This window comes from Paenibacillus sp. FSL R5-0473 (assembly GCF_038004565.1).
GTDB lineage: Bacteria > Bacillota > Bacilli > Paenibacillales > Paenibacillaceae > Paenibacillus > Paenibacillus amylolyticus.
Genome location: NZ_JBBORL010000001.1, coordinates 5,501,097 through 5,525,835, shown reverse-complemented (window position 1 = coordinate 5,525,835; position 24,739 = coordinate 5,501,097). Strand labels below are relative to the sequence as shown.

The window sequence follows — 24,739 nt, the reverse complement described above, 5'->3', positions numbered from 1 at the left end:
TGATCTCAAGTTGAAACACGTTGGTGAACACATCGATGATGCTCATCAGGAAGAAGAAGCGTCCTTCGCCTTCGATCCAGCCATATTTCACGTCCTATCATTACCAAAATCCCCTCTGCCAACGTGATGGCAAAGGGGATTTTGATGTTACAGACTTATTATTATATAAGTTGAACTAATCTTTTACACGATAACAGCAATTGGAAGGTTATTCTGTCATCGTAGTGTTAGTGTAAACAATCTTTAGTTCAACGATTACAGCTTGAATTGTTCCACCAGCTTCTGCAGCTTGTGAGCCAGATGGGCAAGGGAATCAGCAGAGGATGATATCTCCTGCATGGAAGCCACTTGCTCCTCCGTAGCTGCGGAGATGTTCTCCGTTCCATCGGCATTGGTTTCCGATATAGCGTGGATCTGATCAATGGATTGCACCACTTCGGCTGTACTTGCAGACATCTGTTGTGAGGCGGCTGCAATGTTCTCAAGCTGATGATTGACGACCCCAACAGCCTCACTAATCTGGGCAAAAGCTTCATCTGCAAACTGAACGGCACGAATGCCGTTGCTTACATCCTGTTGCCCGATCTGTACACTGTGATTGGCCATTGAAATCTCCTGTTGAATCGCTCCGACCATCTCTACAATCTTCTGGCCTGAAAGGCTGGATTGTTCCGCGAGCTTGCGGACTTCGCTGGCAACAACGGAGAAGCCACGTCCATGCTCACCTGCACGTGCTGCTTCAATAGAAGCATTGAGAGCAAGCAAATTGGTCTGTGCAGCGATATCTGTAATGACAGATACCATCTCACCAATGGATGTGGAATGCTGTCCAAGTCGTCCAGCAGTATCTGCCATACCTTGCACAAAGCGACTGACGGAACTCATCTCAGATACGGCCGTCTGCATGGTTGCATTCCCTTTATCCGCGAGCTCACTTGCTTGCATGGCAGCTTCGGATACTTGCTGTGTGCTGTTCGTTACCTGTCCTACACCTCCAGCAAGCTCATTCATCTGTAGTGCCGTATGTTTCAGGCTGTTTGTTTGTTTCTCAAGTCCAGCTGCGGATTCTTCCGTAATCAGGGCGACTTGCTCTGTTGCTTTGGTTGTCTCCGATGAGTTGACTGCCAATTGTGTGGATGAGGCGGTTAACTCGTCAGCCGTGTGTCGCACGTCCTGAATAACGGTTCGCAGGGATTCGCTCATCTTATTGAAGCTGGTGCTCAGCTTGCCGAATTCATCCTGTCCTAATACAGCAACCTCGATGGTCAGATTACCATTACTAATTTCGTCAGATGCCTTCACCAAGCGGTTCAGTGGTTTGGTGATTGATTGCACAATCCAGAAAATAATGACGGAGCTTACCGCAATTGCAATCGCTACAACAATAAGTGTGGTGTATAGGATTGGACGCACAGATGCCGTCACTTCCCCACTGTCAATGACACCAACCACGGTCCAGCCCGTCGTTTCATTGGTGGAGAAAAAGGCGTGTTCCTGGTTTCCATTTAGTGTATAGGTCAGACTTCCGTTTTTCTGTGCGAAAATATCTTTATAGGGTGCCATGGTTCCTTCGGTCCCCGGTTTTTCGGTAGGATGTACAATGATTTTATTGGCATTATCAATGATATAGATATAACCCTTCTCGCCAATCTTCGTGGAGTTAACCGTCTTCGAGAGGGCTTCAAGCGACAGGCTGACAGAGACGACACCATGGCCATCCGCTGAAGTCTGAGCTACTGAAGCAACAACATTGCCGGTATTGCTTGATAAGTAGGGGGTAATTACGGTAGGGACATCTTTGTTCTGCGTAGCAGCCTGATACCACGGGCGTTCGCGCGGGTCATATCCTTCTTTGTTCACCGCAGTTACAGGGGAGTTAATATATACGCCCTGATCGGTACCGATGGAGGCAAGTTCCACGTCATCATGCGTTTCCTTATAAGCGTCGAGCAAGGTACGGATGGTATCTGTTTCGTCACCCTGATTGGGTCCGACATTGCCTGCATCCAGCTGACTTGCCAGGAAATCAACATTTTTGCGTGTTGCACCAATGATCTGGTCAATGGTCTGGTTGAGCACAGTAACACTGCTGATCGCGTTCTCATACATTTTCTCTTCAACCTTGGCATCAGCTGTTTGGAACGAGATAATGCCCAGACTAATGGTTGGAATGAGCAATACAATGGCAAATGACAAAATCAGTTTCTCTCTCATCTGCATTGTTCTTTTGACCCCTTGTTTACGAATTTTTTTCATACACATTCCCCCTCTGTGTAACCCATCCCCATGTCTAGTGGACAAGCCCATCTGGTAAAAGATATTTCATTCCATCCTTTCCAGAAGTTTCTGGTGCTATCGTATGACAAATTTCGCGTTTATTCAACATAATTTATGAGTTTCGCGAAAATATTTTTTGGTTTTGTAGGTATTTAGGATTACATCTGTTCTATAAAAATTAATCTGTCTCTCCCTTAGTGCACATCATGTGTTATATTTCTGAATTATGTGAAGTGAATTTTGCAAAATGTGAAATCCATAAGGCATGTAACTGGGCATGTTGAATACACAAAGAAGTTGTTTTCATGAAGAATGGACTTGGATGGATCTACATCCATATATATCGGTTTATGGGGACAGAAATTGGAGAGGGGTTGTACGGCAGTTGGACCAAAGTACACTACAGATATCTGGACAGGAGGACATGGAAGAGGTCCAGGATCAAGCTACATTCATGCAGGGGGTCAAAGATTGTATTCCAACCCTGCTTGGTTATTTGAGTATTGGCTTTGCGGCGGGTGTCATTGAAATGACCGCAGGTCTGAGTCTGGCGGAAACGGCACTGCTCAGCCTGATTTTATATGCAGGATCGGCTCAGTTCATTGCAGCAGGCATGCTCGCATCGAATGGGTCAGCAGTAGCCATTATGTTCACCATATTTTTTGTGAATCTTCGCCATTTGCTGCTCAGTGCGGCTGTATCACCGTATTTTCGGCATCTGACCCCGCTTAAAAATATGTGGATTGGTTCACTGCTTACCGATGAGTCTTTCGGCGTTGCGATGACACGTGCAATTGGCAGAGAAAGGCTCAGTGAACGCTGGATGCACGGTCTGAATATTACCGCATATCTGAACTGGTTCGTGGCTAATATGGCGGGAGCGTACTTTGGACGCTGGATCACTAACCCGGAACGACTGGGTCTGGATTATGCCCTGCCAGCGATGTTTATTGGACTGGTTGTACTCCAGTTGGTGCATCGCAAAAACAAAAAAATACACATTAATGTGGCTATTATCGCCGTGGTCTGTGTAATCTTCGCCAGCATGGCTTCACTTGGCAGCATGAGTGTCATTGTGGCTGCGGTCATTGCGGCAACGATGGGAGTGTTCATGGAACGATGGAAGTAAGATGGGATGTATTCTGGATTATTATGGGTTCGGCACTGTTAACATTTATCCCGCGTGTACTGCCACTGATGCTGTTCAGCAAGATACAAATTCCGATGTGGTTGTTACGCTGGCTGGAGTATGTACCCGTAGCGGTCATGGCAGCGCTGATTGGTCAGGAACTATTCATGTCGGGCAACCAGTTAGTGCCGATTACGCAAAATGCAGCTCTGTGGGCATCCCTGCCTACGATTGCAGTAGCCATCTGGACACGCAGTCTGCTGGGAACTGTAATGGTCGGTATTGTGGCTATGATGATTTTGCGATATTGGATCGGATAATTGCTAGGAGAGTCATAAGATGTGGCGAAACTCAGTTATGAAAACGCTATTTTCTATTGTAGCCGAAAGGGATAAAATGGAGACTGAGGTGTTCAGTGTTTCCATTTTGCACAAGAGGAAGGAACGATTTCAATCATGAGTACAAGTCCATCCGTTATATTGTTTCAGGGAGACTCGATTACAGATGGGGGAAGATCACGCAATGATGATCCAAATCATTTTCTCGGACACGGGTATGCGTATCTGATCTCCAGCAAACTGGGTATGGAACTGGCGGGCAAGCAAAAGACCTTCTATAACAGAGGCATCAGCGGGGATCGGGCATCGGACCTGTACGCACGCTGGAATGAGGATACCATTAGTCTAAAACCGGACCTGATCAGCATCCTGATTGGGGTTAATGATGCCTGGCGCACGATGAATGGTGAACCTAGCGGGGTAACGGATCGTTTCGGACGGGCGTATCGCCATTTGCTCGAAGAAACTCGGGAAGTGATGCCAGATACGGGGCTGATTTTGATGGAGCCGTTTATTCTGAGAACCGGAGCGACTGCGGAGAAATGGGAAGCCTGGGAAGAGTATGTCGGTCAATATCAGAAACTGGCCCAAGGTCTTGCTGAAGAATTTGGAGCTGTGTGGGTGCCATTGCAGCAGACGTTTAATGACGCTCTGAAACAGGCGGATGCAGCGTACTGGTTATGGGATGGCGTACACCCAACCGCAGCAGGTCATGAGCTGATTGCACGCCAATGGTTGTCTGTTGTACAGAATTCTTCGCTTGCGATTGTGTAATAACAACAGCGGACAGCTACGATATGGGCAGCAGCATTATAGGTATTCAGGATTAATTGAGGATGAGGATATAAGATAGTTAAGAATATGAGATAACCATAAAAAGCCTGTGGTGACAGGCCGAATTCAACGGAGGACCTGACGAAGGTTCTTCGTTTTTTTTGGTTAGGAAGGAGAAGGGAGTACCGTCGTGGAAAGGGTTCTAATGGATAATTCTTCAAAAATGCTATCATATCCGGTAAAATGAAATCGATTACATTATAATATGGGCATGACAATCCATTAACGAAGAGTGGTGAATCCAGTGGAAGATTCCATTCACGAAGTCGAAAATGAAAATATAAACCAACGTGGTACTGAGAGCAGAGCATTGAGTTCCTTAAGTGCCGACAGACTCTTGGAGAAGTTATCCCGGCCTGAATTGGCTACGTTATACACAGACTTGAAGGCTTACGGTGAACGTGCCTTGAATGAACCCATGCCTTCCTTGTCGTTCCGTCTATATCGACAGTTCAGCGATACGGGTGAGCGGAAAGCCTATGAAGAGGCTTATTTCGATCGAAGGGGCAGACTTGCTGCTGTGGCGATGCTCGCCTTGGACACGGCTAGGACGGATGCCCTTCAAGCGCTGGAAGAAATGTTGTGGGACGTGTGTGGTGAGTATACGTGGTGTTTACCCGCGCATCTGGGTACGGGAGAGGTCAATCAGGTGGATGGGAACATCGATCTGTTCGCCGCAGAGACAGTACATATGCTGGCCGAGATTGTGACCATTCACGCCGAGCGGCTGGATCGCCTTGTCATAGAGCGGATCAGGTCTGAAGCAGAGCGGCGAATCTTCATCCCGCTTTACCAGGAGCAACGGAAGTTCCATTGGCAGACAGCGGATCACAACTGGTCGGCGGTCTGTGGTGGGTGCTGTGGCATGGCCGCATTGTTGCTGCTCGAGGATGAGTCCACACTACAGGAATCGATCTCCCATACGGTCAGCTGTTTGAACGCATTCTTGAGCGGATATGGCGAGGATGGCGGCTGTGCCGAAGGCATTGGATATTGGGTATATGGCTTTGGTTATTTCACCTATTATGCCGAGATGCTTCGTGAGTACAGTGAGAGCGAACTAGATCTGCTGACGGGTTCCAAAATAACAACTATCGCAGCCTTCCCGCTGCGAGTTCATCTGTCGGGCGGCACATATGTGAATTATTCGGACAGTGCCGAGCAGGAAGAGATCCCTTCCGGATTGCTTTCTCTGCTCGCATCCCGGGTGGGGTTGCAGATAGATCTTCCATTTCATATTCCACTGCTTACCGATGATCCCTGTCATCGCTGGGCTCATCTGTTGCGGAACGTGATGTGGAGCGATCCGGCAGTGTATGGTGATGAAGGTGCCTCTGCGCAGGCTGAACGGGGATTTATTTTTCAAAATCTGGGCTGGATGATTGCAAAAGGACCGTTCGATTCTCCGGATACAAAACATGCGAACGGCGCACCCCTTCATGTGGCTATTTCCATTAAAGGCGGGCATAACGATGAACCTCACAACCATAATGATCTGGGGCAGTTCATTTTCCATTGCGGTGGTGAGAATATTCTGTGTGATCCAGGAGCAGGGTTGTATACCCAAGCGTATTTTGCGCCAGGCAGAGAGCAGCTGTTCCACATCTCGTCATCCGGTCATAACGTTCCGCTCATTGAAGGCCAGGAGCAATGCTCCGGTCGGCAAGCGCAAGCCCATGTGTTAGAGGCAAAGCTGGCAGAGGGTGGCGGTGAGCTGGATACTACTTTAGATCTGACATCCGCATACCCTGGGGCTGCTTCACTGGCTCGGTATACGCGCCAATTTCATTGGAAAATTTCTCCTGACGGTAGTAGAGATCGAGCAGAATTGCGTCTGATTGACCGTTTTCAATGGAAGAGCAGGGTGGTGTCTTCGGCAGAACGATTCTCTTCGGTGGATGATTCAGATGCAGGATGTTCGAGCGTAGTGGAGCGCTGGATGAGCAGAGTACAACCTGAGGTGGTGAAGAGCGGTAACCTTCGCTGGCAAGGCATACATGGAACGGTCCATATGACGTATGATGCGAACCAGTGGCAGGTTTTTACGGAGGTTATGAACACAGTTGATCATGGAAATGTTCCAGTCACATTCTATCGGACGTCACTATCATGGACAGGTGCAATTGATGAGACAGATGTTCGGACAGAACGCCCTAATTCGCTTGAAACGGTATGTGAGGTACGCTTCATCATTGAACCGAAAATGGAAGAAACCGAGGTGAGCATGCGTGAGTAAATATACATCTGCGTCCACATATCCATGGAAAGATGAACTCGAACATTACCGTACATTGGCAGAACAAGCGGGCCGCCCTCCGGCAGACGGCTGGAATAGGGAGCGCAAGTTGGCACTTGTTGAAAGTGTTGTTCGCGCTTACACACCATATCAGGACAGCCAGGGTGCAATTATCGACCCGTTCTCGGGTGTGGAGAGATATTATTCTACACCGGCCTATGCGATGGCTGCGGCAGTTCTGATTGATGCAGGGCGTACAGATTTGCTCCAATCGGCAGCAATAGCCCTGTCACAGAGCATTGATGCCGTAGTCAATGGTAGCGCACCAGACAATCACCCTGATTTTTTTCCGGTGCTCATGATGAGAGCTTATATGTTGTTGAAACCACACCTGCCTGAACAAGCACAGATCTGGGCTGAGGCACTCAAGACGATCAGTCCTGAACAAGATTATGTATTTACGATGAGCAAGATGAACAATCCCAATCGCATGATTAACTGGAACGCCATTATGATCTCTGGCGAATATCTGCGGTGGCATGAACAGCTGGCGAATGAGGGTACTGCGTGGATGGATCGATATCTGGAAGCCTATCATCTACCCCGGTTTACAGCCCTTGGGTTGTATCAGGATGGACCGCTGGACCGCCCGAATTGTCCATTTTCCTATGATATTGCCACCCGTTATCACCTTGGGGTGATGCTCGAAGCAGGTTACGAGGGAACCACTGCCGATACGTTACGTGAGCAGCTGCGCCATGGTGCCTTCAGCTCGTTACTGTCGCTCTCGCCGCTAGGTGAGATTCCACCCCGTGGTCGCAGCTCCCAGCATCAGTGGAATGAAGCTGCCGCAGCTTATGTATGTTCTACACATGGAACGCAGGCTCTGGAGGCGGGAGATCCGGTGATGGCGGGTGCTTTTGCACGTGCGGCCAATCGGTGTTTTGCTGCTGTGGAGCGCTGGAAGATGGATGATGGACGCTTGAAAATCGTGCGCAATGAATACGCGCCAGAAGATCGGCACGGGTATGAAATCTATACCAACCACACCTGTTACAACCTGTGGACGGCAGCAGCGCTTGCTCACGCTTGTCTCAGTGATCCGGGAGACGATGTGAGCGAAGTATACCTTCCTTCCGAGTTAGGCAGCAGGGTTTTGCAGACCGATGGGTGGTTTGAAACTGTGATTGCTTCCATACCTGGTCAGCAACTGGTATTACACACGGCGATGAATGATCCGTATACGATTCCTGGTTTGGTACGGATTCAACAGATGGGGTTACCTGGTCTGATTGGTCCGTCCGCTGCCAGCCATGTGCAGGCCGGGTTTACGGAATTTGCCGAAGGGGCGGTTCGTCCGCTCAGTTACTGTCCTACCTGGAAGACACCAGATGGGGTATGGCACAGTCTTGCAGAGGGGATTCCATCCGGTGGTGCATATGATCGGGATGTTGGATTAGACCCTGCTCAGGGAGGTGGTTCCATTGTGTATGAGAAGGTGGACCATGATACACGGAACCAAGTGGAGCAGCATCTGGAGGAAAGAGCGGCAGAAGATGGCGTGAACGCCTTGGAGAATGCTTTTGCCGTGACATGGGTCGGTCCATTACCCGGAATTAAAACATTGCTTACCCATTATGTACAACAGGCGGATGTGCTGACTATAACGTATGAATTCGAAGGAGAGATCGCTGCAGCAGGGGCACTCATTCCGTTGATGTTCCATGATGGTCATGAACAGGCGGTGATTACCCATACGGATCATAGCGTACGAACGGAGTATCGAGGGGCGTATGTAGAATCCACTGCGCTGGATCAGGGAGCCATAATTCATCTGGAGGAACAGGCCGTGGCCTCCCGTAATGGTTTACTGAAGGAAGCCCGGATTGAAGTGAACGGAGCACGTAGGTTGTCATTTGCGATCCGATTGGGCGAGGTTAACTGAAGGTGTTCAGGTTGAGGATCATTAGATCTCCAAACATCTCAAAACAGCTCGAAGCATAGTTAAAAGTGTTATTCGTGGATGATTAGTGATATTTAACTGATAGCTATTGGACGCTATAGATAAGTTGAGGATGAGCTGGAGCATCAAGCATAGATGTCTGGTATTGAATCGAGGAGGGATTATGTTCATGAACACATCAACGTCGGTAAAATGGCTCGAGGAAGCGTGGCAACAGGGCGCTGCCAAGACAATTCGGAATGCAAAGCGGATCAAGGATACATTTCCACACATTGCCCCGCATGGGACGTATGACCGGAATGATCCGGAATGGTGGACAGCAGGTTTCTGGCCTGGATTGTTATGGCTGGTCTATGAGGATGCGCCGGCAAGTGAAGCGGCGGCTTCGCTACATCGCATTGCCGAAAGCTGTGAGCGGCAACTGGAAGGTTGTCTGCGTGATCCCGAATCGGTGGATCACGATCTGGGGTTCATCTGGCTGCTTAGTGGCGTAGCCAACTACCGCCAGACGGGTAGCATGGATGGACGGCGGCGCGGCATGCTTGCCGCCAACCTGCTCGCAGCCCGGTTCCACGTGCGCGGTGAGTTCATCCGCGCCTGGAACTTCAGCTCGTCAGCAATGGATACGCGCGGCGTAGCCATCATTGACAGCATGATGAACCTGCCGCTGCTCTACTGGGCATCCGAGCAGAGCGGCGACCCGCGCTTCCGCTGGCTGGCGGAAGCACATGCGGACACCGTGGCGCGCGAATTCATCCGCGCGGACGGGTCCATCTGCCACGTGGTGGAGTTCGATCCACACACGGGGCAGAAGCTGCGAGAGCATGGCGGACAGGGCCATGCTCCAGGTTCCGCCTGGGCGCGGGGGACCGCCTGGGCGTTGCACGGGTTTGCGCTGTCTTTCCGGTATACGGGCGAAGCCCGATATCTGGAGACAGCGGAGCGTGCGGCCGATTTCTTCCTCGCCATGCTTGGCGAAGAGATCGTGCCGATGTGGGATTTCCGCGCACCTGCGGAGCATCAGGTGGCGTGGGACTCGTCCGCTGCGGCGATTGCCGCGAGCGGGTTGCTTGAGCTGGCGAAGCTGTCGCCGCGCGGGGAGACCTATGCTGCCGCGGGAGAACGTATCGTCCGCGGCTTGCATGAGCACTATAGCTCTGGCGACTCGGCAGCGGAAGAAGGTCTGATCATGCAGGGAACGGTGCATTACCCGGAAGGGCGAGGGTTGAATGTGCCGATTATATACGGCGATTATTTCTATATGGAAGCGCTGGCGAAGCTGCGTGGACATGCGGGGTTATTTTAAAAGAAGAATTGAGAACTACGGGCTGGAAGAACCGAAGATGAGAACGGATTAGTAAGGTTTTGTGTTGTGAGCCTTCGAATTATTTGATTAGATTCAACTAGTTAACCAGTTATATATTCAGTATTTAGTTGTCAGTAGCATCAGTAGCAAACCATCATCACCTGTCCACGTGAGGCTGTCTCCAGTATTAGGAACGATATCCCTTCTATTGGAGACGGAGTATACCTAAGCTTGAGCTTTGAATAGACAAATCAAGGTGAGTGGACAGGTGGATGGTGTACATAATCGAAAGAAGACAAAAGAAGTATCTGGCCTATGAATATCTCATTCTTACGGGTCCAGTTGGGGTGCAGAGTTAGCTATGCTTTACTGAAAAGATCGCTTTTCACTTCGAAGGTGTACGTCTCAGGATGACAAAGTCGGCAGAAGATTGATCTGGATAGCGCTGCGGAATAATCTCATGAACTTTGAAATCAGGATAGTCGAAGAGATACTCGAACAGATTACGGTCCTGGATTGTATCAATCCCCGGGTTGCCGTTTTCTTTCAAACGGGTGTAAAGCACCACCCATGCTGTTGAGGAGTGCAGAATATCATAGAGGGTATTGCGAAAATCCGTTTCATCCGTGATGTGATATAACACATCCAGACAGACCGTCAGATCGGCTTGCAGGAAACCTCGGTTAATCCATAGGCCTGGTGTATACAGCATGAAACTCTTGGAAGAATCCTTGGCAAATTGGGAAGCACAACGCTTTACTGAAGAAGCCGCTACATCCACGCCCAGGTAGTCCTCATAATTCATGTATTGCAACTGGTTGCCATCCCCACATCCAAACTCAATGACACGATGAATCCCTTCACGTTGAATCAGTCCGTTCACGACCTCGGCCTTGAATTCAGCCAAAACCCCGTATGAACCCCTCCCGGAAGTTTCACCCGAACGATATGTTTCCTCCCAATACCCGATGTAATCAAAAGGCTGATGCATTATGTTTCCTCCAATCCTGTTAAAAGAAGTTCAAGACTGCCAATATACATAGGTATGCGCAATATTCGCAGGTATGATCGGTTGAAACAGGAATAGAAGATAAATTAATTTCCATAGAATTCCCTGAAAATTTCCTGAAAGTCTAAACATCTGGAAAGAACTTGCCGACATAAAACATAAGGAAAAAAATGATGATAATCGGGGGGAAATGATGTTAAAGCCAAGATTGACCAAGTACATGGTGATGATGCTGGTGTTGATGCTGAGTATTTCCAACGTAGGCTTGGCCGCTGCGGCAGATAAAGAACTGTCCAAAATTGTGGTTTCCAAGAATGAGATGTCGCTCGAAGTTGGTGATTCTGGGTCTGTTACGGTGACAGGGGTATATTCAGACAATACCTCGGCTAATGTAACGATTAGTACAACCTGGAGTAGCGAAGATACTTCGATAGCAACTGTATATAATGGTGCAATCACGGCCAAAAAAGAAGGTAAAGCGACGATTACGGCAGCTTACCAGGGTCAGAGTCAGACCGTTCAAGTGAAAGTAACGAAGAAGGTCAAAGCCCTTTCGAAAAACGTGCAAAGTCTGGATTTGCGCACGGGAGATACAAAAGATATCGTTTTGACAGCAATCTACAGTGACAATACACCGAATGATAAGGCTTCCGAGATAGCAGAATGGTCTACCAGTGATGAGAAGGTTGCTACTGTTGTGAATGGTAAAGTAACTGGACAAAGTGCAGGTACAGCCGTTATCACAGCCAAAGTCGGCAGCCAGAGCGTCACGGTGGATGTTAACGTTGAGGTGGTTAAACGTGTAGATGTAGATAAAAAGCAAGTTAACTTGCTTTTGAACAAAAGCGAAATTGTAAAAGTGACGGCTACTTATCCAGATGGGACAACCAAAGATGTAACGGATCTGGCGGAGTGGACATCCAGCAATGAGAAGGTCGCAGACGTTCTTAAAGGCGAAATTACAGGATACTCGGCAGGTTCTGCCAAGATCACAGCCAAATACGGTACGAAATCAGTATCCGTTGACGTGGATGTGGATCTAACTAGCAAACTGAGCGTGGTAAATCAAAGCATTTTCTTCCGTTTGAGCGAGACAACCAAAACGGCTAATGTTGTTCTAACAGCTTCTTATCCAACCAGCAGCGATGTGAATGTAACGGATCAGGCGACATGGACATCCAGCAATGAGAAGGTTGCAACGGTATTCAAGGGCCAGATCACAGCCATTAGCGCAGGTTCAACAACGATCAAAGCAACCTATAGTGGCAAAACCGTAGAAATTGCTGTGGATGTAGATACGGCAAGATATTTGGATATCAAAGATGTAAATGACAAACTCTCCATGAGTGTTGCGGGTGGTAACAAGTCCAAGACATTGGTAGCCAATGCAGAGTATATTGATGCAAGCACAGAGATTGTAACTTCCAAAGCAACGTGGACTTCAAGCAATGCAGACGTTGTATATGTATCAAACGGCGATCTGATCGCATACAAATCCGGTACGGCTACGATCACTGTGGCTTATGGCGGTAAAACGGTTAAATTCACAGTGAATGTAGACGTAGCAGACAAGTATGAGATGGATAAGAAAAAAGCATCAGTAGCCGTTGGTGGAACGACTTCGGCTAAAGTGCTGGCGTTGTATGGTGAAACATCCAAAGATGTATCTGAAGATGCAACCTGGAGCAGCAGCAGCGACAAAATCGCTGAGGTAGATAGCAAAGGGGTTATCACAGGTGTTGCTACAGGTAAAGCGACCATCACAGCGAAGATTGAAGGCAAAACGCTGACTCTACCTGTTGAAGTAGGTATGGCAAGTGGACTGGAAGCAGATGTGAACTTCGTTGTTCTGTCCGCCAAAGAAACACAAACCATTCTTCTGACAGGTACGGATGAGGATGGAAACACGCTGGATGTAACATCCGAAGCAACCTGGAAATCCAGCAACTCACGTGTAGCGGATGTGAAAAAAGGCGTGATCACAGGTAACAGCAGTGGTAAAGCCAACATCACAGCAGAATACGGCTCCAAAAAAGTGACGATCCAAGTTGAAGTGGATGTCATCTCACGTATTGAAGCTTCCGAGCCAGTTCTTTCCCTGAAATCAGGCGATACAGCTGATCTGACGGTAACTGCCTTCTTGAGCGACGGTAGCGAGCGTGATGTTTCTGACAAAGCTGAATGGAAAACGAACAGCTACAAAGTAGCTCAAGTAACCAAAGGTAAAGTCAAAGCTACAGGTTCAGGTAAAGCCAAAATCACAGCAAAATACGGTAGCAAGTCTGTCACCATTGCTGTAGATGTGGATACACTGAAATACTTGCAGACGGATAAAGTAACGTTGACCATGAAACCTGGTGAAAAGGTAACCGTGGCTGCAACTGCAACGTATGCTGATGGCAGTGAAGCTAATGTATCCAAACCGGCTCTCTGGAAATCTTCCCGTATTGCAACAGCATCGGTGAAAGATGGCATTATTCAGGCGAACGGCAAAGGTAAAGCAACAATTACGGTGACATTTGCAGGTGTGAAAACCAAAGTAACGGTAGTGGTTGAAGCGAAGTAATTGGTTTTCCATATGTGAGCGTGAAACGCGAAAATAAAACGGTGATGCCAGCTAATAGCTGGTATCACCGTTTTTTTGTCTATAAACTAGGCGTGTCTTCAAGCGCTGACGAATCTGAAACGTCTTATTAAGGGATCGTTCCCTGTATGTTCTACTACTACATCGTGTGAGACAGTACCAGCGCACCATAGGCAAAAGCGATCACGATCAGAATGGCCGGATGCAGCTTGGTTTTGGTCATGACCCAGAGCGAGATGCCTGCAATGATCAACGTCTGCCAGATGCCGATGGAATCAGTGGACAGCTGCCCGAATTCCCATGTGAGCAGAATCATGAGTACGGCGATAACAGGCTGCACAAGCAGGGTCATGCCTTTGACTTTTGGTGACGTGCGATGTTTGTTCAACAGACGAAGTAATATAATTAGTGCGGTCGCGGAAGGTACGATTGTGGCAAAACTTGCGATAATTGCCCCAAACCAGCCTGCTACGTGGTACCCGACAAATGCAGCAATTTTGGTTGCAATCGGGCCGGGAAGGGCGTTACCAATCGCCAGTACATCACCGAATTGCTCGGTGGTCATCCATTGGTAGTGGTTCACAATCTCTTCCTGCATAAGCGGAATGGAAGCCGGACCGCCCCCATATCCCAAGATGTTTGCTACGAAAAATCCCCAAAATAATTCCCACCACGTCTGGAGCATCCTTAGGACACCCCCTTATCGGACTCGCCTTTGGACTTGAAGCGCTGAACCAGATCCAGATGGAAGACACCATATCCCAGGAAAACCGCGATCACAATCCCCGGATGGATATCCAGCAGCTGTAATAGTACAAAGGCAATTACGCCGAATAGGGCGGCAAAAACTTTACCAAGTCCCTTCCAGGCTTTCATGGCAAATTCATAAGCCATCATGCCCAGCATGACAAAAATGACTGGCCTTACGGCGGCTACCATGCCTGCTACCACTTTCGACTCGCGTAGCGCGTACATGGAACCGAGCAGAGCAATAATGGCAATACTTGTCGGCAAAATATGAGCGAGTACAGACACGATCGCGCCCAGCACACCTTTGGTTTTATAACCGAGATATGCGGCCATTTTGGTCGCGATGGGACCCGGAAGGGCATTGGCGATAGCCAAAATCTCGCCGAACTCCTCATCACTGACCCATTTGTAACGCGTAACGGCTTCGTAACGGATTAACGGGATCACCGAAGGGCCGCCGCCATATCCGAGAATTCCGGTTCGTACCATTCCGATGACGAGACCGTTGTAATCTTTCCAACCCATGCTGATTTCCTCCTAGAGTCTCATGCCCATCCGGCTTTTATAACGTTTCAACAATAGCTGTGATTCCACTTTGACGATACCCGGCATCTTATAGAGCTTCTCCAGCAAAAACTGCTCCATCTCTTCCATATCCGCAAAAATACCGTGCATGTGCAGGGTACTCGGGCCTGTCATATGATAAAGGCTGGTGACGGCTGGCTCTTCATCCAGTTTCTCAGCGACTTCATCCAGGAAGGGCGGTTCGACATCGACATTGAAAAAGGCCGAGACCTGAAGCCCAACCTTGCCAGGGTTGATTACAACGGTGAAGCGTTCGATGATTCCTTTTTCGGATAACGCATTAATGCGGGCCTGAACAGCCACACGTGACAACCCGATCTGTGTACCCAGATCCGTATAGGATATCCGGCTGTTGTGGTGAAGCGCGGCGATGATTTTGCGATCCATCTCGTCCAGATTGTACATTTGTGGAATTTCTCCTCCTTTGGAGGAGCGTTTCTCTGACATGTTGACCATCCTTTTCTCTCGCTATATGAAATGAACAATGAAATTTTACTAAACATACAATGTGTATGTGGTATTCATAGTTTAATGACGAATCGTAACTGGAGTCAATCTATTTATCATGATTATTGAATTTAACCGATTTTGAGCCTTCATTTTGTCATTTCGACCAATCGGAAAATAAAAAGACCACTCGCACAGTCTAATAGCGAGCAGCCGTTAAATAATAGATAAGCTGGAGTGAAGCGCAAAGTGTGATACGAAGCATGTAGGGTTATCCCTGTGCTGTCTTGGGCAGTAAAAGGGTAACGGTAGTCCCTTCGCCAGGCTCGGAAGAAACTCTCAACGTTCCTCCTGCACCACGGGCACGCTCTTCCATACTAAACAATCCAACGCCATTGCCAGCGGTTGCTTCGCTAAATCCGGCACCCTGGTCTTCAATAATAACCATCGTCATGTTCTCAGCGTCTTCTATAGTAACACGTGCTTCGGCAACATCGGCATACTTTGCGACATTGGTTAATGCTTCCTGAATAATTCGGTAGATGGCTATCTCCCGGTTCATCTCCAGTCGTTTGCGCAAATTACATTCCAGATCAACTTCGATCCCGTAGTGACGGGTGTAATTCTCGATATACGTACGAATCGCCGGAACAACACCCAGGTCATCCAAAACGGATGGTCTCAGCTCCCATGCCATACCGCGTACATCTTCCATGATACCCGTGACCTGTTTACGAAGTGCTTCAACCCCCGGTTGAGGCTGGTCTGCCAGCAGGCGATCCATCTGAATCACCAGAGAGAAGAGACTCTGTCCAATCCCGTCATGCAGTTCACGCGAGATCCGGCGTCGTTCCTCTTCCTGAATGTTCATCACTTGGGACATCATCTTTTGCAATTCGGCTTCGACGGATTTCAGCTTGGTGACCTCACTGCGTACAGCCAGGTATTGATATGGCTCCCCGTCGTTATCAAGGAAAGGCACGATGGTGGTGTTGACCCAATAATGACTGCCATCTCTGGCACGATTGAGAATTTCCCCGTTCCATACCTTACCTGAGGATATCGTCTCCCACAGGTTTTTCATAAAGCTTTTGCCATGGTATCCAGAATTAATGATTCGATGATCCTTACCGATCAGTTCCTCGCGCTCATACTGCGAGATTTCACAGAATTTATCATTCACATACTGGATTTTACCCTTGCGGTCTGTCAGGGCTACAATGGAGGATTCATCCAAGGCAAATTTCAGATCACTCAGTTGATGCAGAGAACCCTTCAGCCTGCTGCGAAATTCGTTATCCGTAATGTGATTATCGATTTCGTTCAGCAGGAGGCGTACGGGCTGGTCTGCGAGTCCACTTAATCTGTTCTTGCGTGCACTACTCAAAGTTCAGCAACCCCTTTTTCATAGCGAACTTCACCAGTTCCGGTCGTGTACGCAGGCCAAGCTTCTCCATCAGATTGCTTTTGTGGGATTCGACCGTTTTGACACTGATGATCAGATGTTCGGCGATTTCCTTGTTGGCGTAGCCTTTGGCAATCCAGGACAAAATCTCTTTCTCCCGCTCGGATAACGTGTCATACGGTCCGGCGTTTTCCTGTTTGGCTTTGTCCAGGTATTCACTCATCAGCCGCTTGGTCGCACTGGGGTACAGATAGGCGCTACCCTCTGCTACGGAACGAATCGCAGCAAGCAATTCTTCATGCGGCGCACTTTTGAGTATATATCCGGATGCTCCCGCGTGGATGGCGCGGAACAGATATTCTTCATCGTCATGCATGGTTAGTATCAAAATGGAGACATCTGGCATCAATTTCTTCAATTCAGCGGTAGCGGTCAGACCGTCTTTGCCTGGCGGCATGCTGAAATCCATTAAGACCACATCTGGTTTCAACTCTTGAGCCTTGGCAATGGCTTCATCGCCATCTGCGGCATCTCCAACGATATGTATATCATTCTTTCCTTCAAGTAAGGCGATCAGCCCGGAACGCACGACAACATGGTCGTCTACAACTAATAGTTGAATCACATGATTTCCCCCTGTCCGCTTCCTTAGTTCTATCTATATCATAACAAAAAAAGAAGCCATTCAGAGCTTTAATCTCCGAATAGCTTCTCTCACGCTCTAGTTCATACTTTTATCCAAACACCTTCGGCTGAAGATGTAGAGCGATTTGCTCCGTCTGCCGGATCATGTCCGATGAGAAGGTGCAAGGCAGTCTGCTGCCAACGAGCAGCACGGCGCCAGGCACGCTTCCTTCCTGGAACACAGGTACCGCTATGGCACTTACCAACCGCTCAGCAAGCATTAACGGGCAACGACCGGGTGTATGCTCCCCGGCGGATTGGGTATCAGATCGAGCTGTGCGTCCAGTCCGAAGGGCTGTGCCCACCAGATCTTGTCCGGGGCGCATTTCCATGCGTTTCACCCGTTCATTACTAGCCCCAGAGGTGTACTTCCAGCGTAGCATCGTCCCATTCAGACAGGCAAGTCCACAGAAGTCGCTGGATGTGTTCAGGCGCAGGCCGTCGATCATCTCCTGAATGCCAGATGGCAGTTCATCATGCATGAGAGGACACTTCCTTTTTCGAAATTATAACGTACGTGACGTGTAATAATTATCATTAACCTTTGAACAGGATCATCTTAAAGTAAGGGTATTACAATGTTAATTCTATTGTAGACCCTTTCTCGTACGTTGTAATTCAGGGAAAACCCCTATTTCCGTTCTATAATCTACTGAACTTAGGCAGTGGAAGACTCCTGAATCAGGTGCACCAAGGGATTGAAGAAATGCGAAGGATGAGGCATATCGGTGAAATGTGACTTTTCTCACAGCAAATTCAGGGAGTTTCTCGTTAATGATCAGGTAATCCCCCGATAACCCTCGCGCTACTTTCGCGGTATGATGGATACATAAGGAATCACCGAGGGGGACGAAGGTTATGGGTACAGTATTTGTAGAAAGAACAACCCAAAGAGCAGAGCAGAAACAAGCGGAGGCGGGCAAAATGACACGGGAAACAGGCGGAATCCTTTCGTTCGTTACATCTGAGCAATGGGACCTGATTGAAGCAAAAATGCAGCCCAAACGGGTGAAGTCGGGGTATAGTCTCTTTCTCGAAGGCGATGAAGCCGGATATCTGTACTACATTCGTTCGGGACGAGTGAAAATGACCAAGTCGACGGAGGATGGCAAGGAAATTATTTTATCCATTCAGCAAAGCGGCGATCTCATCGGTGAATTCGGCGGCATCGGCGGATTGAATCATAGCTACAGTGCAGAGATGGCGGAAAAAGGGGAACTGGCCATTATCTCGCTTAGCGATTTGGAAAGTATACTCAGCAAACATGGCGACCTTGCCTTGAAATTCTTGCAATGGATGGCACTATCGCAGCGGATCACCCAGTCGAGATTCCGTGATTTGCTGCTCTATGGCAAGGCGGGTGCGCTCGCTTCGACACTGATCCGTGCCAGCAATTCGTATGGCAGGGTTACACCGGATGGTATTGTGCTGGATATGAAGCTGAACCATACCGATCTTGCCGAGATGATTGGAGCTACCCGGGAGAGCGTAACGCGGATGCTGGGGGCATGGAAGGAACAAGGTACGCTGGATATGATGGACGGCAAACTGATGATTCGTGACCTGGCAGCCCTGCGCTGTATGTGCGGATGTCCGACATTCCCGAGCTGTCCGGTAGAGCTGTGCCGACTGTAAAATAACTTGTTCCGGTGTTCCGAGTTGAGGGAAGCACAACGGTTGCATTCCCGAGGAACAAATTTGATTTGGATTCCAAATGAGGCTTCAAGGCTTCACCTCCATTGGCGATTGGGGTCGTTACGGAGTAAAAGAAAAGCTGGCGTCCCATATATGGGAGTCAGCTTTTTGTGTTTCTTTGTAATTGTTCACCTGCATATTCCTTTGCAAGAATCGAATAGATCACAGAGTCATGAAAGGAACCTTTGTAGAACCAGTGCTCCCGCAGCAGACCTTCACGCTGCATGCCAATCTTCTTCATGACATTCTCCGAAGCTGTGTTGTGCGGACGACACTTGGCGTAAATCCGGTGAATGCCGAGTTCGTTGAAACCGAAACCTAGTAAAGCGCGGGCTGCTTCGGCGGCATAACCTTTCCCTTGGTAAGCGGGGTTAAGGACATAACCGATCTCTGCATTGGTTTTCTCCATCACGTGAATACCGACTCCGCCAAGGAGAGTTCCATCACTTTTCAAACATATTGCAAGTTCAAAGCCCTCTCTTGGATGTGCCTGCTGTGTGTCCAATACAAACTGCACGTATGCTCGTGTATCCTCTTCGGTATTCGGCCCCCACGCTGTATGCTGTGTAACTTCCGGCATGGATGTGTAGCTATGTATACTTTTCCAGTCTGTCTCCAGAATATCCCTGATGATGAGTCGTTCGGTCTCCAATTGCATCGTTGTTCACTCCTTCACGTTTGAATAACTTTACTGTCCATTGTACAACAAAAATAGCCCATAACAGATTCAACGAATGAATCGGTCATGAGCCATAATGTAGATCTATGATGTATGTCGAATGCTATTGTGGTTGTTTACATTGAACTGCGGGATAAGTATAAGCCAGCTTACGGATAATTTCCTTTTGCCATCTCGTATCACCCAGATTGGTTGCCAGGTTCAGAAGATCCAAATAATCGTCAAGCTGCAGATCAGCCTTTTGCAGAGTTGTATTCATTCGATGTTCGTTCCCCTTTATCTATAAAATCGTAAAATCATATCCAGTAGAAAGTTACAAAGAGACAAGTTCAAGAATGATAATCATTATCATGTTTATATATTCATTATGCAATGAACGCTGGCAAAATGCAATCCCAAGTCCGCATCGAATTCAACTTTTTTCTGAAAATAGGCTCATCCACAGCACATAGGGAATGTATACACCGAGATATGCAGACGGATACAGGAACCAGCCATTCAACAGGAAATGGTGAATCTCGGTGGTGAATGTGGTCATATGAGCATTCGTCGCATACACATCACCAGCGATGACGGTTGCCGCACTGTAGAAACAGAGTAGCGCAAGAATATGGAATACTCGGGTAACCATGCGGGAACGAAGAGCAACATAAGCCATAATCAGCGGAACAATTAACAAGAGCAACAAAAATATTAACTTCATCATCGTTTTACTCCTTCGGTAAATGGAATTCTAATGATAATCAGTATGGGCCAATAGACTCAACTTCTAAACTTTTTCATAAACTTTACAAAAAGAAAGAGGAATTCAGCATATGAACAATTAAATTAAAGGAGGATAACCCATTATCAGGTAATTTGGAGGAGGAGAAAGGGAATATGAAGAAGGCGTTATGGCAGCACTGGATCGGGGCATTCCTGGTCTTTATCATGATGGCAACCGCACTGCTGGGGCCGGGTTCGCAAAGTCCGGTACAAGCTGCAGCACCACTTACGGTATCTCAGGCCATCGCTGCCCAGAGCGGTGGAGGCACAGCAACGGTTGAAGGAATTATTGTTGGACATGCTACCGGGTCGCTTACCGCGAAGTTTACATCTCCCTATGCCAATGATTTTAATGTTCTGATTGCGGATTCAGCGTCAGAGCGAACCAACGCCAGATTATTGGATGTACAGATTCCCTCATCTTTCCGTTCGCAATATGGATTGGCGTCCAACCCCAGTCTTGTAGGCAAAAAGATCATCGTAACCGGAACCTTAGGTGCCTACAACAGCTATGCAGGAGTCAAAAACCCAACGTCCATCACACTTTCCTCCGGAACAACCAATCCTGATCCAGAACCAAACCCGGGCACAACACTGCCGGACGGTACCGGCAAGAAAGTATTGTTTGATAATACCCACGCCCAGACAGCAGGTGCTGCCGACTGGATTATTGACGGGGCATTTTCGGATTTTGCCAATGGTTTGCGAAACGCAGGCTTTGCCGTGGATCAGCTGGAACGCAGCATCCCGTATACATTCGGTGAGCAAGCCATCACCTATAATAAATTGAAAGATTACCACGTCTTTGTCATCGGCGAAGCCAACGTGCCGTTCAAAGCGACTGAGCAGGCTGCGCTGGTGCAGTACGTGCAGAACGGAGGGAGTATTTTCTTCATCTCCGACCACTATAATGCAGACCGCAACAAAAACCGCTGGGATTCTTCCGAAGTATTTAACGGCTATCGCCGCGGTGCCTTCCTGAATCCGGCCAAAGGCATGTCTTCGGCTGAAGCCGAATCACCAGCGATGCAGAGTGTGACTAGTTCAGACTGGCTCGCGACGAACTTTGGTGTCCGTTTCCGCTACAATGCTCTTGGAGATGTAAATGCATCGGATATCGTTGCACCTGCACAATCCTTCGGCATTACGGCTGGTGTTAATTCTGTAGCCATGCATGCGGGATCGACCATTGCGATTATAGACCCGAACAAAGCCAAAGGCTTGGTGTATGTACCAAGTGGTGTATCCAAGTGGGGCAATGCCGTGGACCAGGGCGTATATAATGGTGGTGGACGAGCTGAAGGAGCCTATGCTGCCATTGCAAAGGTTGGTGCAGGCAAAGCCGCATTTATCGGTGACTCTTCACCTGTAGAAGACGCGACTCCGAAATATTTGCGTGAAGAGACCGGTGCTACCAAGAAGACCTACGATGGATTCAAAGAAGTGGATGATGCAACGTTCCTTGTGAATACTGTGAAATGGCTCGCGGCCAAAGAGAGCTACACGAGTCTGGCACAAGTGCCAGGACTGACATTGGATACGGCAACAAGCCTGCTTCCTATCGAAGCTCCGGCCGCATCAACCGAGCCGCAACTTGAGCCATGGGCTGCACCAGCGGCAGGGTACAAATGGTATGATCCGACTACATTTAAGACAGGTTCATACGGCAAAGCGCAATAAGTAAAGTAGACAAACATCAAATTATTATGCGAATAGGGTCTGACCGTGGAGTTTTGCGGACAGGCTCTTTTTTTGCTTGTTATATCAGTTACAATGAAGATCGTGATTAGCTCCTACAGCCTTGCCATTGCATAAATATGTGCTCCAGAGGGGAAGGTATGGGTACTAATGATGCGGCGTGAAGCCCAACCCAACCAAGGAGGCGGCGAATGATGACTCAGCAAGCAGACTGTGACAGTTCCTCGATGAGGCAGAAGCTTAAGGCAGACCTCCATCGTGTAGCAGAGCGTATGAATCTGACGTTATCCCGATTTGACAATGACAGTGCCTGCCTGCTGGGGCAATTTGCAGAGATTCGAGCGGAAATCAAGCAGATCGAGGTTCTCGCCTCTTCGTTTTATCTGGATTGTTATCTGTCACCCTTTACCGAGAAGTTTGCCGAATTAACATCGAGCGTGCAGCATCTATCTGACCGGAGATATGGGGCGTTGATTGTGATTGAACGGGAGATTCCGTTGGAGTCGATCATTCACTCAGGCGTGACTGTGGATGCAAGAGTGACGCATGCGTTGTTGGAATCGCTATTCATTCCTGGTGCGCCATTACATGACGGGGCTGTGTTGATTCGTGGCAATCAGATTGTATCCGCTGGTAATGTGCTACCGTTGTCGCAAGCGGAAGTGCATGAACGAAAAATAGGCACTCGTCATCGGGCAGCACTGGGACTCAGTGAATTGACGGATGCGGTTGTATTAGTTGTCTCCGAGGAGACAGGACAGGCTTCATTTGCTGTAGATGGCGATTTGCATCCAATCAATGTGGTTGAGACGCTCCCTTAAATGTGAACGATTAATTGGCCTGCTCGGGGCGAATAGGTTGATGTAGTTGAGAGAATTGTACCTTTCTCCTGTAAGGGAGAGAGGTTTTTCTATGGATAGACGATAAAATTATAATCTGAAATTCGACAGCTTTGCTCCCGCCATATGAGAAACATCGATCGATGCTTCTCTGACATTGCGATGTGATTTTGCACAAACTGGGTATTCATGGGTACAATAGAGGATGGTCAATGAATAGAGAACAATGCGATTGGATCGCAAAAATGGTTGGAGGAGACGGTTAGCACATGAGTTGGTTTGAAGCAATGGAGGATCACGATTATGAGGAACTGGTTCTGTGCCAGGATCGAAATTCAGGGTTAAAAGCAATTATCGCCATACACGACACAACACTCGGCCCTGCGCTGGGAGGCACACGGATGTGGACTTACGCTTCAGAAGAAGCAGCCATTGAAGATGCCCTGCGCCTTGCCCGTGGTATGACATATAAGAATGCGGTATCTGGCCTGAATCTGGGCGGTGGCAAAACCGTTATCATCGGAGATCCGCGGCGCGACAAAAACGAAGCGATGTTTCGGGCGTTTGGACGATATATTCAAGGATTGAACGGACGTTATATCACTGCCGAAGATGTGGGAACAACGGAAGAGGACATGAACCTGATCTATCAGGAAACCGATTATGTGACAGGCATCTCCGCGAGTTATGGTTCATCCGGTAACCCATCGCCTGCAACGGCTTGGGGTGTATATCGGGGGATCAAGGCAGCGGCCAAAGAAGCATTTGGTACCGATCTGCTGGAGGGTAAAACGATAGCGGTCCAAGGTGTCGGCAATGTGGCGATGCATCTGTGCAAATATCTGTATGAGGAAGGTGCACATCTGATCGTTACGGATATCCATAAGGACTCGGTGAAACAGGCTGTGGACCGCTTCGGCGCAACAGCAGTTGATCCCGCAGACATCACGAGTGTGGAATGTGATATATATGCACCATGTGCACTGGGCGGCACGATTAATGACGATACGCTCAAAACGCTCAAGGCAAAGGTTGTAGCGGGCTGTGCCAATAATCAGCTGTTGGAGACCCGTCATGGGGATCAGCTGTATGATATGGGCATCGTATATGCGCCTGACTATGTTATCAATGCAGGTGGCGTAATTAACATTGCGGATGAGTTGAACGGTTATAACGCGGATCGGGCGTGGAGCAAGATCGGAGAGATCTATTCCACTCTGGAGAAAATATTCGAAAGCTCACGTACCGAGGGCATCGCAACCTATGTTGCCGCAGATCGTCTGGCTGAGCGACGGATTGAACAGATGAAGAATACGCGCAGTACATTCTTGCAGAATGGTCATCACTCATTGAGTTCCCGGAGATTGCGCAAGTAAACTTAATAGATTCATAAAAAAACTTAAAACGGTCTGTTAGATAACGGCAACATCCATTCCCAAGATGGATAGTCGATCTGACAGGCCATTTTTTTATGTTGCTATCAGAATTTCAAAAAAAGAAAAACAGTGGCAATATC

22 protein-coding genes are annotated in these 24,739 nt (G+C 48.3%); 11 read left to right on the top strand and 11 right to left on the bottom strand.

Features of this window, described 5'->3' with window-relative positions; translation table 11 throughout:
* Positions 1-255 precede the first annotated feature (255 nt).
* Positions 256-2,256, bottom strand: coding sequence for a methyl-accepting chemotaxis protein (locus MKY28_RS24215; RefSeq protein ID WP_076253933.1), 2,001 nt, complete (start codon positions 2,254-2,256; stop codon positions 256-258).
* A gap of 445 nt (positions 2,257-2,701) precedes the next feature.
* On the opposite strand from MKY28_RS24215, the gene MKY28_RS24210 reads away from it, so the two are divergent.
* The 6 genes from MKY28_RS24210 to MKY28_RS24185 all read left to right on the top strand — a co-directional run bounded on the left by MKY28_RS24210 (position 2,702) and on the right by MKY28_RS24185 (position 10,083).
* Positions 2,702-3,406 (top strand): AzlC family ABC transporter permease, encoded by a 705-nt coding sequence (locus MKY28_RS24210; protein WP_036616527.1) that lies wholly within the window; start codon positions 2,702-2,704, stop codon positions 3,404-3,406.
* Positions 3,397-3,726: an AzlD domain-containing protein gene (locus MKY28_RS24205; RefSeq protein WP_076253932.1), complete on the top strand. Its 330-nt coding sequence runs from the start codon at positions 3,397-3,399 to the stop codon at positions 3,724-3,726. Before MKY28_RS24210 ends, MKY28_RS24205 begins: the two co-directional genes overlap by 10 nt.
* Positions 3,727-3,861: 135 nt before the next feature.
* Entirely contained in the window at positions 3,862-4,518 is a 657-nt protein-coding gene (locus tag MKY28_RS24200) for an SGNH/GDSL hydrolase family protein (RefSeq protein WP_047840427.1), read from the top strand.
* Between the two features lie 304 nt (positions 4,519-4,822).
* Positions 4,823-6,814 carry a heparinase II/III domain-containing protein gene (locus MKY28_RS24195; protein WP_076253931.1) on the top strand — a complete coding sequence of 664 codons (1,992 nt, stop codon included), beginning with the start codon at positions 4,823-4,825 and terminating at the stop codon, positions 6,812-6,814.
* On the top strand, positions 6,807-8,759 hold the full coding sequence (locus MKY28_RS24190) for a glycosyl hydrolase (protein WP_076253930.1): 1,953 nt from the start codon (positions 6,807-6,809) through the stop codon (positions 8,757-8,759). The genes MKY28_RS24195 and MKY28_RS24190 overlap by 8 nt, the downstream gene beginning before the upstream one ends.
* Before the next feature lie 187 nt (positions 8,760-8,946).
* Entirely contained in the window at positions 8,947-10,083 is a 1,137-nt protein-coding gene (locus MKY28_RS24185) for a glycoside hydrolase family 88 protein (protein ID WP_340937251.1), read from the top strand.
* A 385-nt stretch (positions 10,084-10,468) separates the two neighbouring features.
* Here the strand turns inward: MKY28_RS24185 and MKY28_RS24180 are convergent, their stop codons facing one another.
* Entirely contained in the window at positions 10,469-11,074 is a 606-nt protein-coding gene (locus tag MKY28_RS24180; protein ID WP_036616541.1) for a methyltransferase domain-containing protein, read from the bottom strand.
* Between the two features lie 211 nt (positions 11,075-11,285).
* On the opposite strand from MKY28_RS24180, the gene MKY28_RS24175 reads away from it, so the two are divergent.
* On the top strand, positions 11,286-13,658 hold the full coding sequence (locus MKY28_RS24175; RefSeq protein WP_340937249.1) for an Ig-like domain-containing protein: 2,373 nt from the start codon (positions 11,286-11,288) through the stop codon (positions 13,656-13,658).
* A gap of 157 nt (positions 13,659-13,815) precedes the next feature.
* On the opposite strand, the gene MKY28_RS24170 is transcribed toward MKY28_RS24175, so the two are convergent.
* The 6 genes from MKY28_RS24170 to MKY28_RS24145 form a co-directional block, all read right to left on the bottom strand.
* Positions 13,816-14,361 carry a chromate transporter gene (locus MKY28_RS24170; RefSeq protein ID WP_340027830.1) on the bottom strand — a complete coding sequence of 182 codons (546 nt, stop codon included), beginning with the start codon at positions 14,359-14,361 and terminating at the stop codon, positions 13,816-13,818.
* 2 nt (positions 14,362-14,363) lie between these two features.
* Entirely contained in the window at positions 14,364-14,951 is a 588-nt protein-coding gene (locus tag MKY28_RS24165; RefSeq protein WP_017691071.1) for a chromate transporter, read from the bottom strand.
* 12 nt (positions 14,952-14,963) lie between these two features.
* Positions 14,964-15,458: an Lrp/AsnC family transcriptional regulator gene (locus MKY28_RS24160; protein ID WP_036616550.1), complete on the bottom strand. Its 495-nt coding sequence runs from the start codon at positions 15,456-15,458 to the stop codon at positions 14,964-14,966.
* A gap of 271 nt (positions 15,459-15,729) precedes the next feature.
* A complete protein-coding gene (locus MKY28_RS24155) occupies positions 15,730-16,845 on the bottom strand; it encodes a PAS domain-containing sensor histidine kinase (protein WP_036673065.1) in 1,116 nt (371 codons plus the stop codon).
* Positions 16,838-17,488, bottom strand: coding sequence for a response regulator (locus MKY28_RS24150; RefSeq protein WP_017691068.1), 651 nt, complete (start codon positions 17,486-17,488; stop codon positions 16,838-16,840). Before MKY28_RS24150 ends, MKY28_RS24155 begins: the two co-directional genes overlap by 8 nt.
* Before the next feature lie 109 nt (positions 17,489-17,597).
* A complete protein-coding gene (locus MKY28_RS24145; protein ID WP_340937247.1) occupies positions 17,598-18,029 on the bottom strand; it encodes a GAF domain-containing protein in 432 nt (143 codons plus the stop codon).
* A 376-nt stretch (positions 18,030-18,405) separates the two neighbouring features.
* Here MKY28_RS24145 and MKY28_RS24140 point away from each other — a divergent pair, with 376 nt between their 5' ends.
* The gene (locus MKY28_RS24140; protein ID WP_240768291.1) at positions 18,406-19,182 is read left to right on the top strand and encodes a Crp/Fnr family transcriptional regulator; all 777 of its coding nucleotides are present in this window, start codon (positions 18,406-18,408) and stop codon (positions 19,180-19,182) included.
* A 160-nt stretch (positions 19,183-19,342) separates the two neighbouring features.
* On the opposite strand, the gene MKY28_RS24135 is transcribed toward MKY28_RS24140, so the two are convergent.
* The 3 genes from MKY28_RS24135 to MKY28_RS24125 form a co-directional block, all read right to left on the bottom strand.
* Positions 19,343-19,900: a GNAT family N-acetyltransferase gene (locus MKY28_RS24135; RefSeq protein ID WP_340937245.1), complete on the bottom strand. Its 558-nt coding sequence runs from the start codon at positions 19,898-19,900 to the stop codon at positions 19,343-19,345.
* A gap of 124 nt (positions 19,901-20,024) precedes the next feature.
* On the bottom strand, positions 20,025-20,180 hold the full coding sequence (locus tag MKY28_RS24130; protein WP_017691064.1) for a hypothetical protein: 156 nt from the start codon (positions 20,178-20,180) through the stop codon (positions 20,025-20,027).
* A 153-nt stretch (positions 20,181-20,333) separates the two neighbouring features.
* A complete protein-coding gene (locus MKY28_RS24125) occupies positions 20,334-20,627 on the bottom strand; it encodes a hypothetical protein (protein ID WP_076329895.1) in 294 nt (97 codons plus the stop codon).
* Positions 20,628-20,851: 224 nt separating this feature from the next.
* Here MKY28_RS24125 and MKY28_RS24120 point away from each other — a divergent pair, with 224 nt between their 5' ends.
* The 3 genes from MKY28_RS24120 (at position 20,852) to MKY28_RS24110 (ending at position 24,599) form a co-directional block, all read left to right on the top strand.
* A complete protein-coding gene (locus tag MKY28_RS24120; protein ID WP_340938032.1) occupies positions 20,852-22,366 on the top strand; it encodes a DUF6359 domain-containing protein in 1,515 nt (504 codons plus the stop codon).
* Between the two features lie 209 nt (positions 22,367-22,575).
* Positions 22,576-23,205 (top strand): sporulation-specific diadenylate cyclase CdaS, encoded by a 630-nt coding sequence (gene cdaS, locus MKY28_RS24115; RefSeq protein ID WP_047840418.1) that lies wholly within the window; start codon positions 22,576-22,578, stop codon positions 23,203-23,205.
* 287 nt (positions 23,206-23,492) lie between these two features.
* A complete protein-coding gene (locus MKY28_RS24110) occupies positions 23,493-24,599 on the top strand; it encodes a Leu/Phe/Val dehydrogenase (RefSeq protein ID WP_338707587.1) in 1,107 nt (368 codons plus the stop codon).
* Positions 24,600-24,739: the final 140 nt, after the last annotated feature.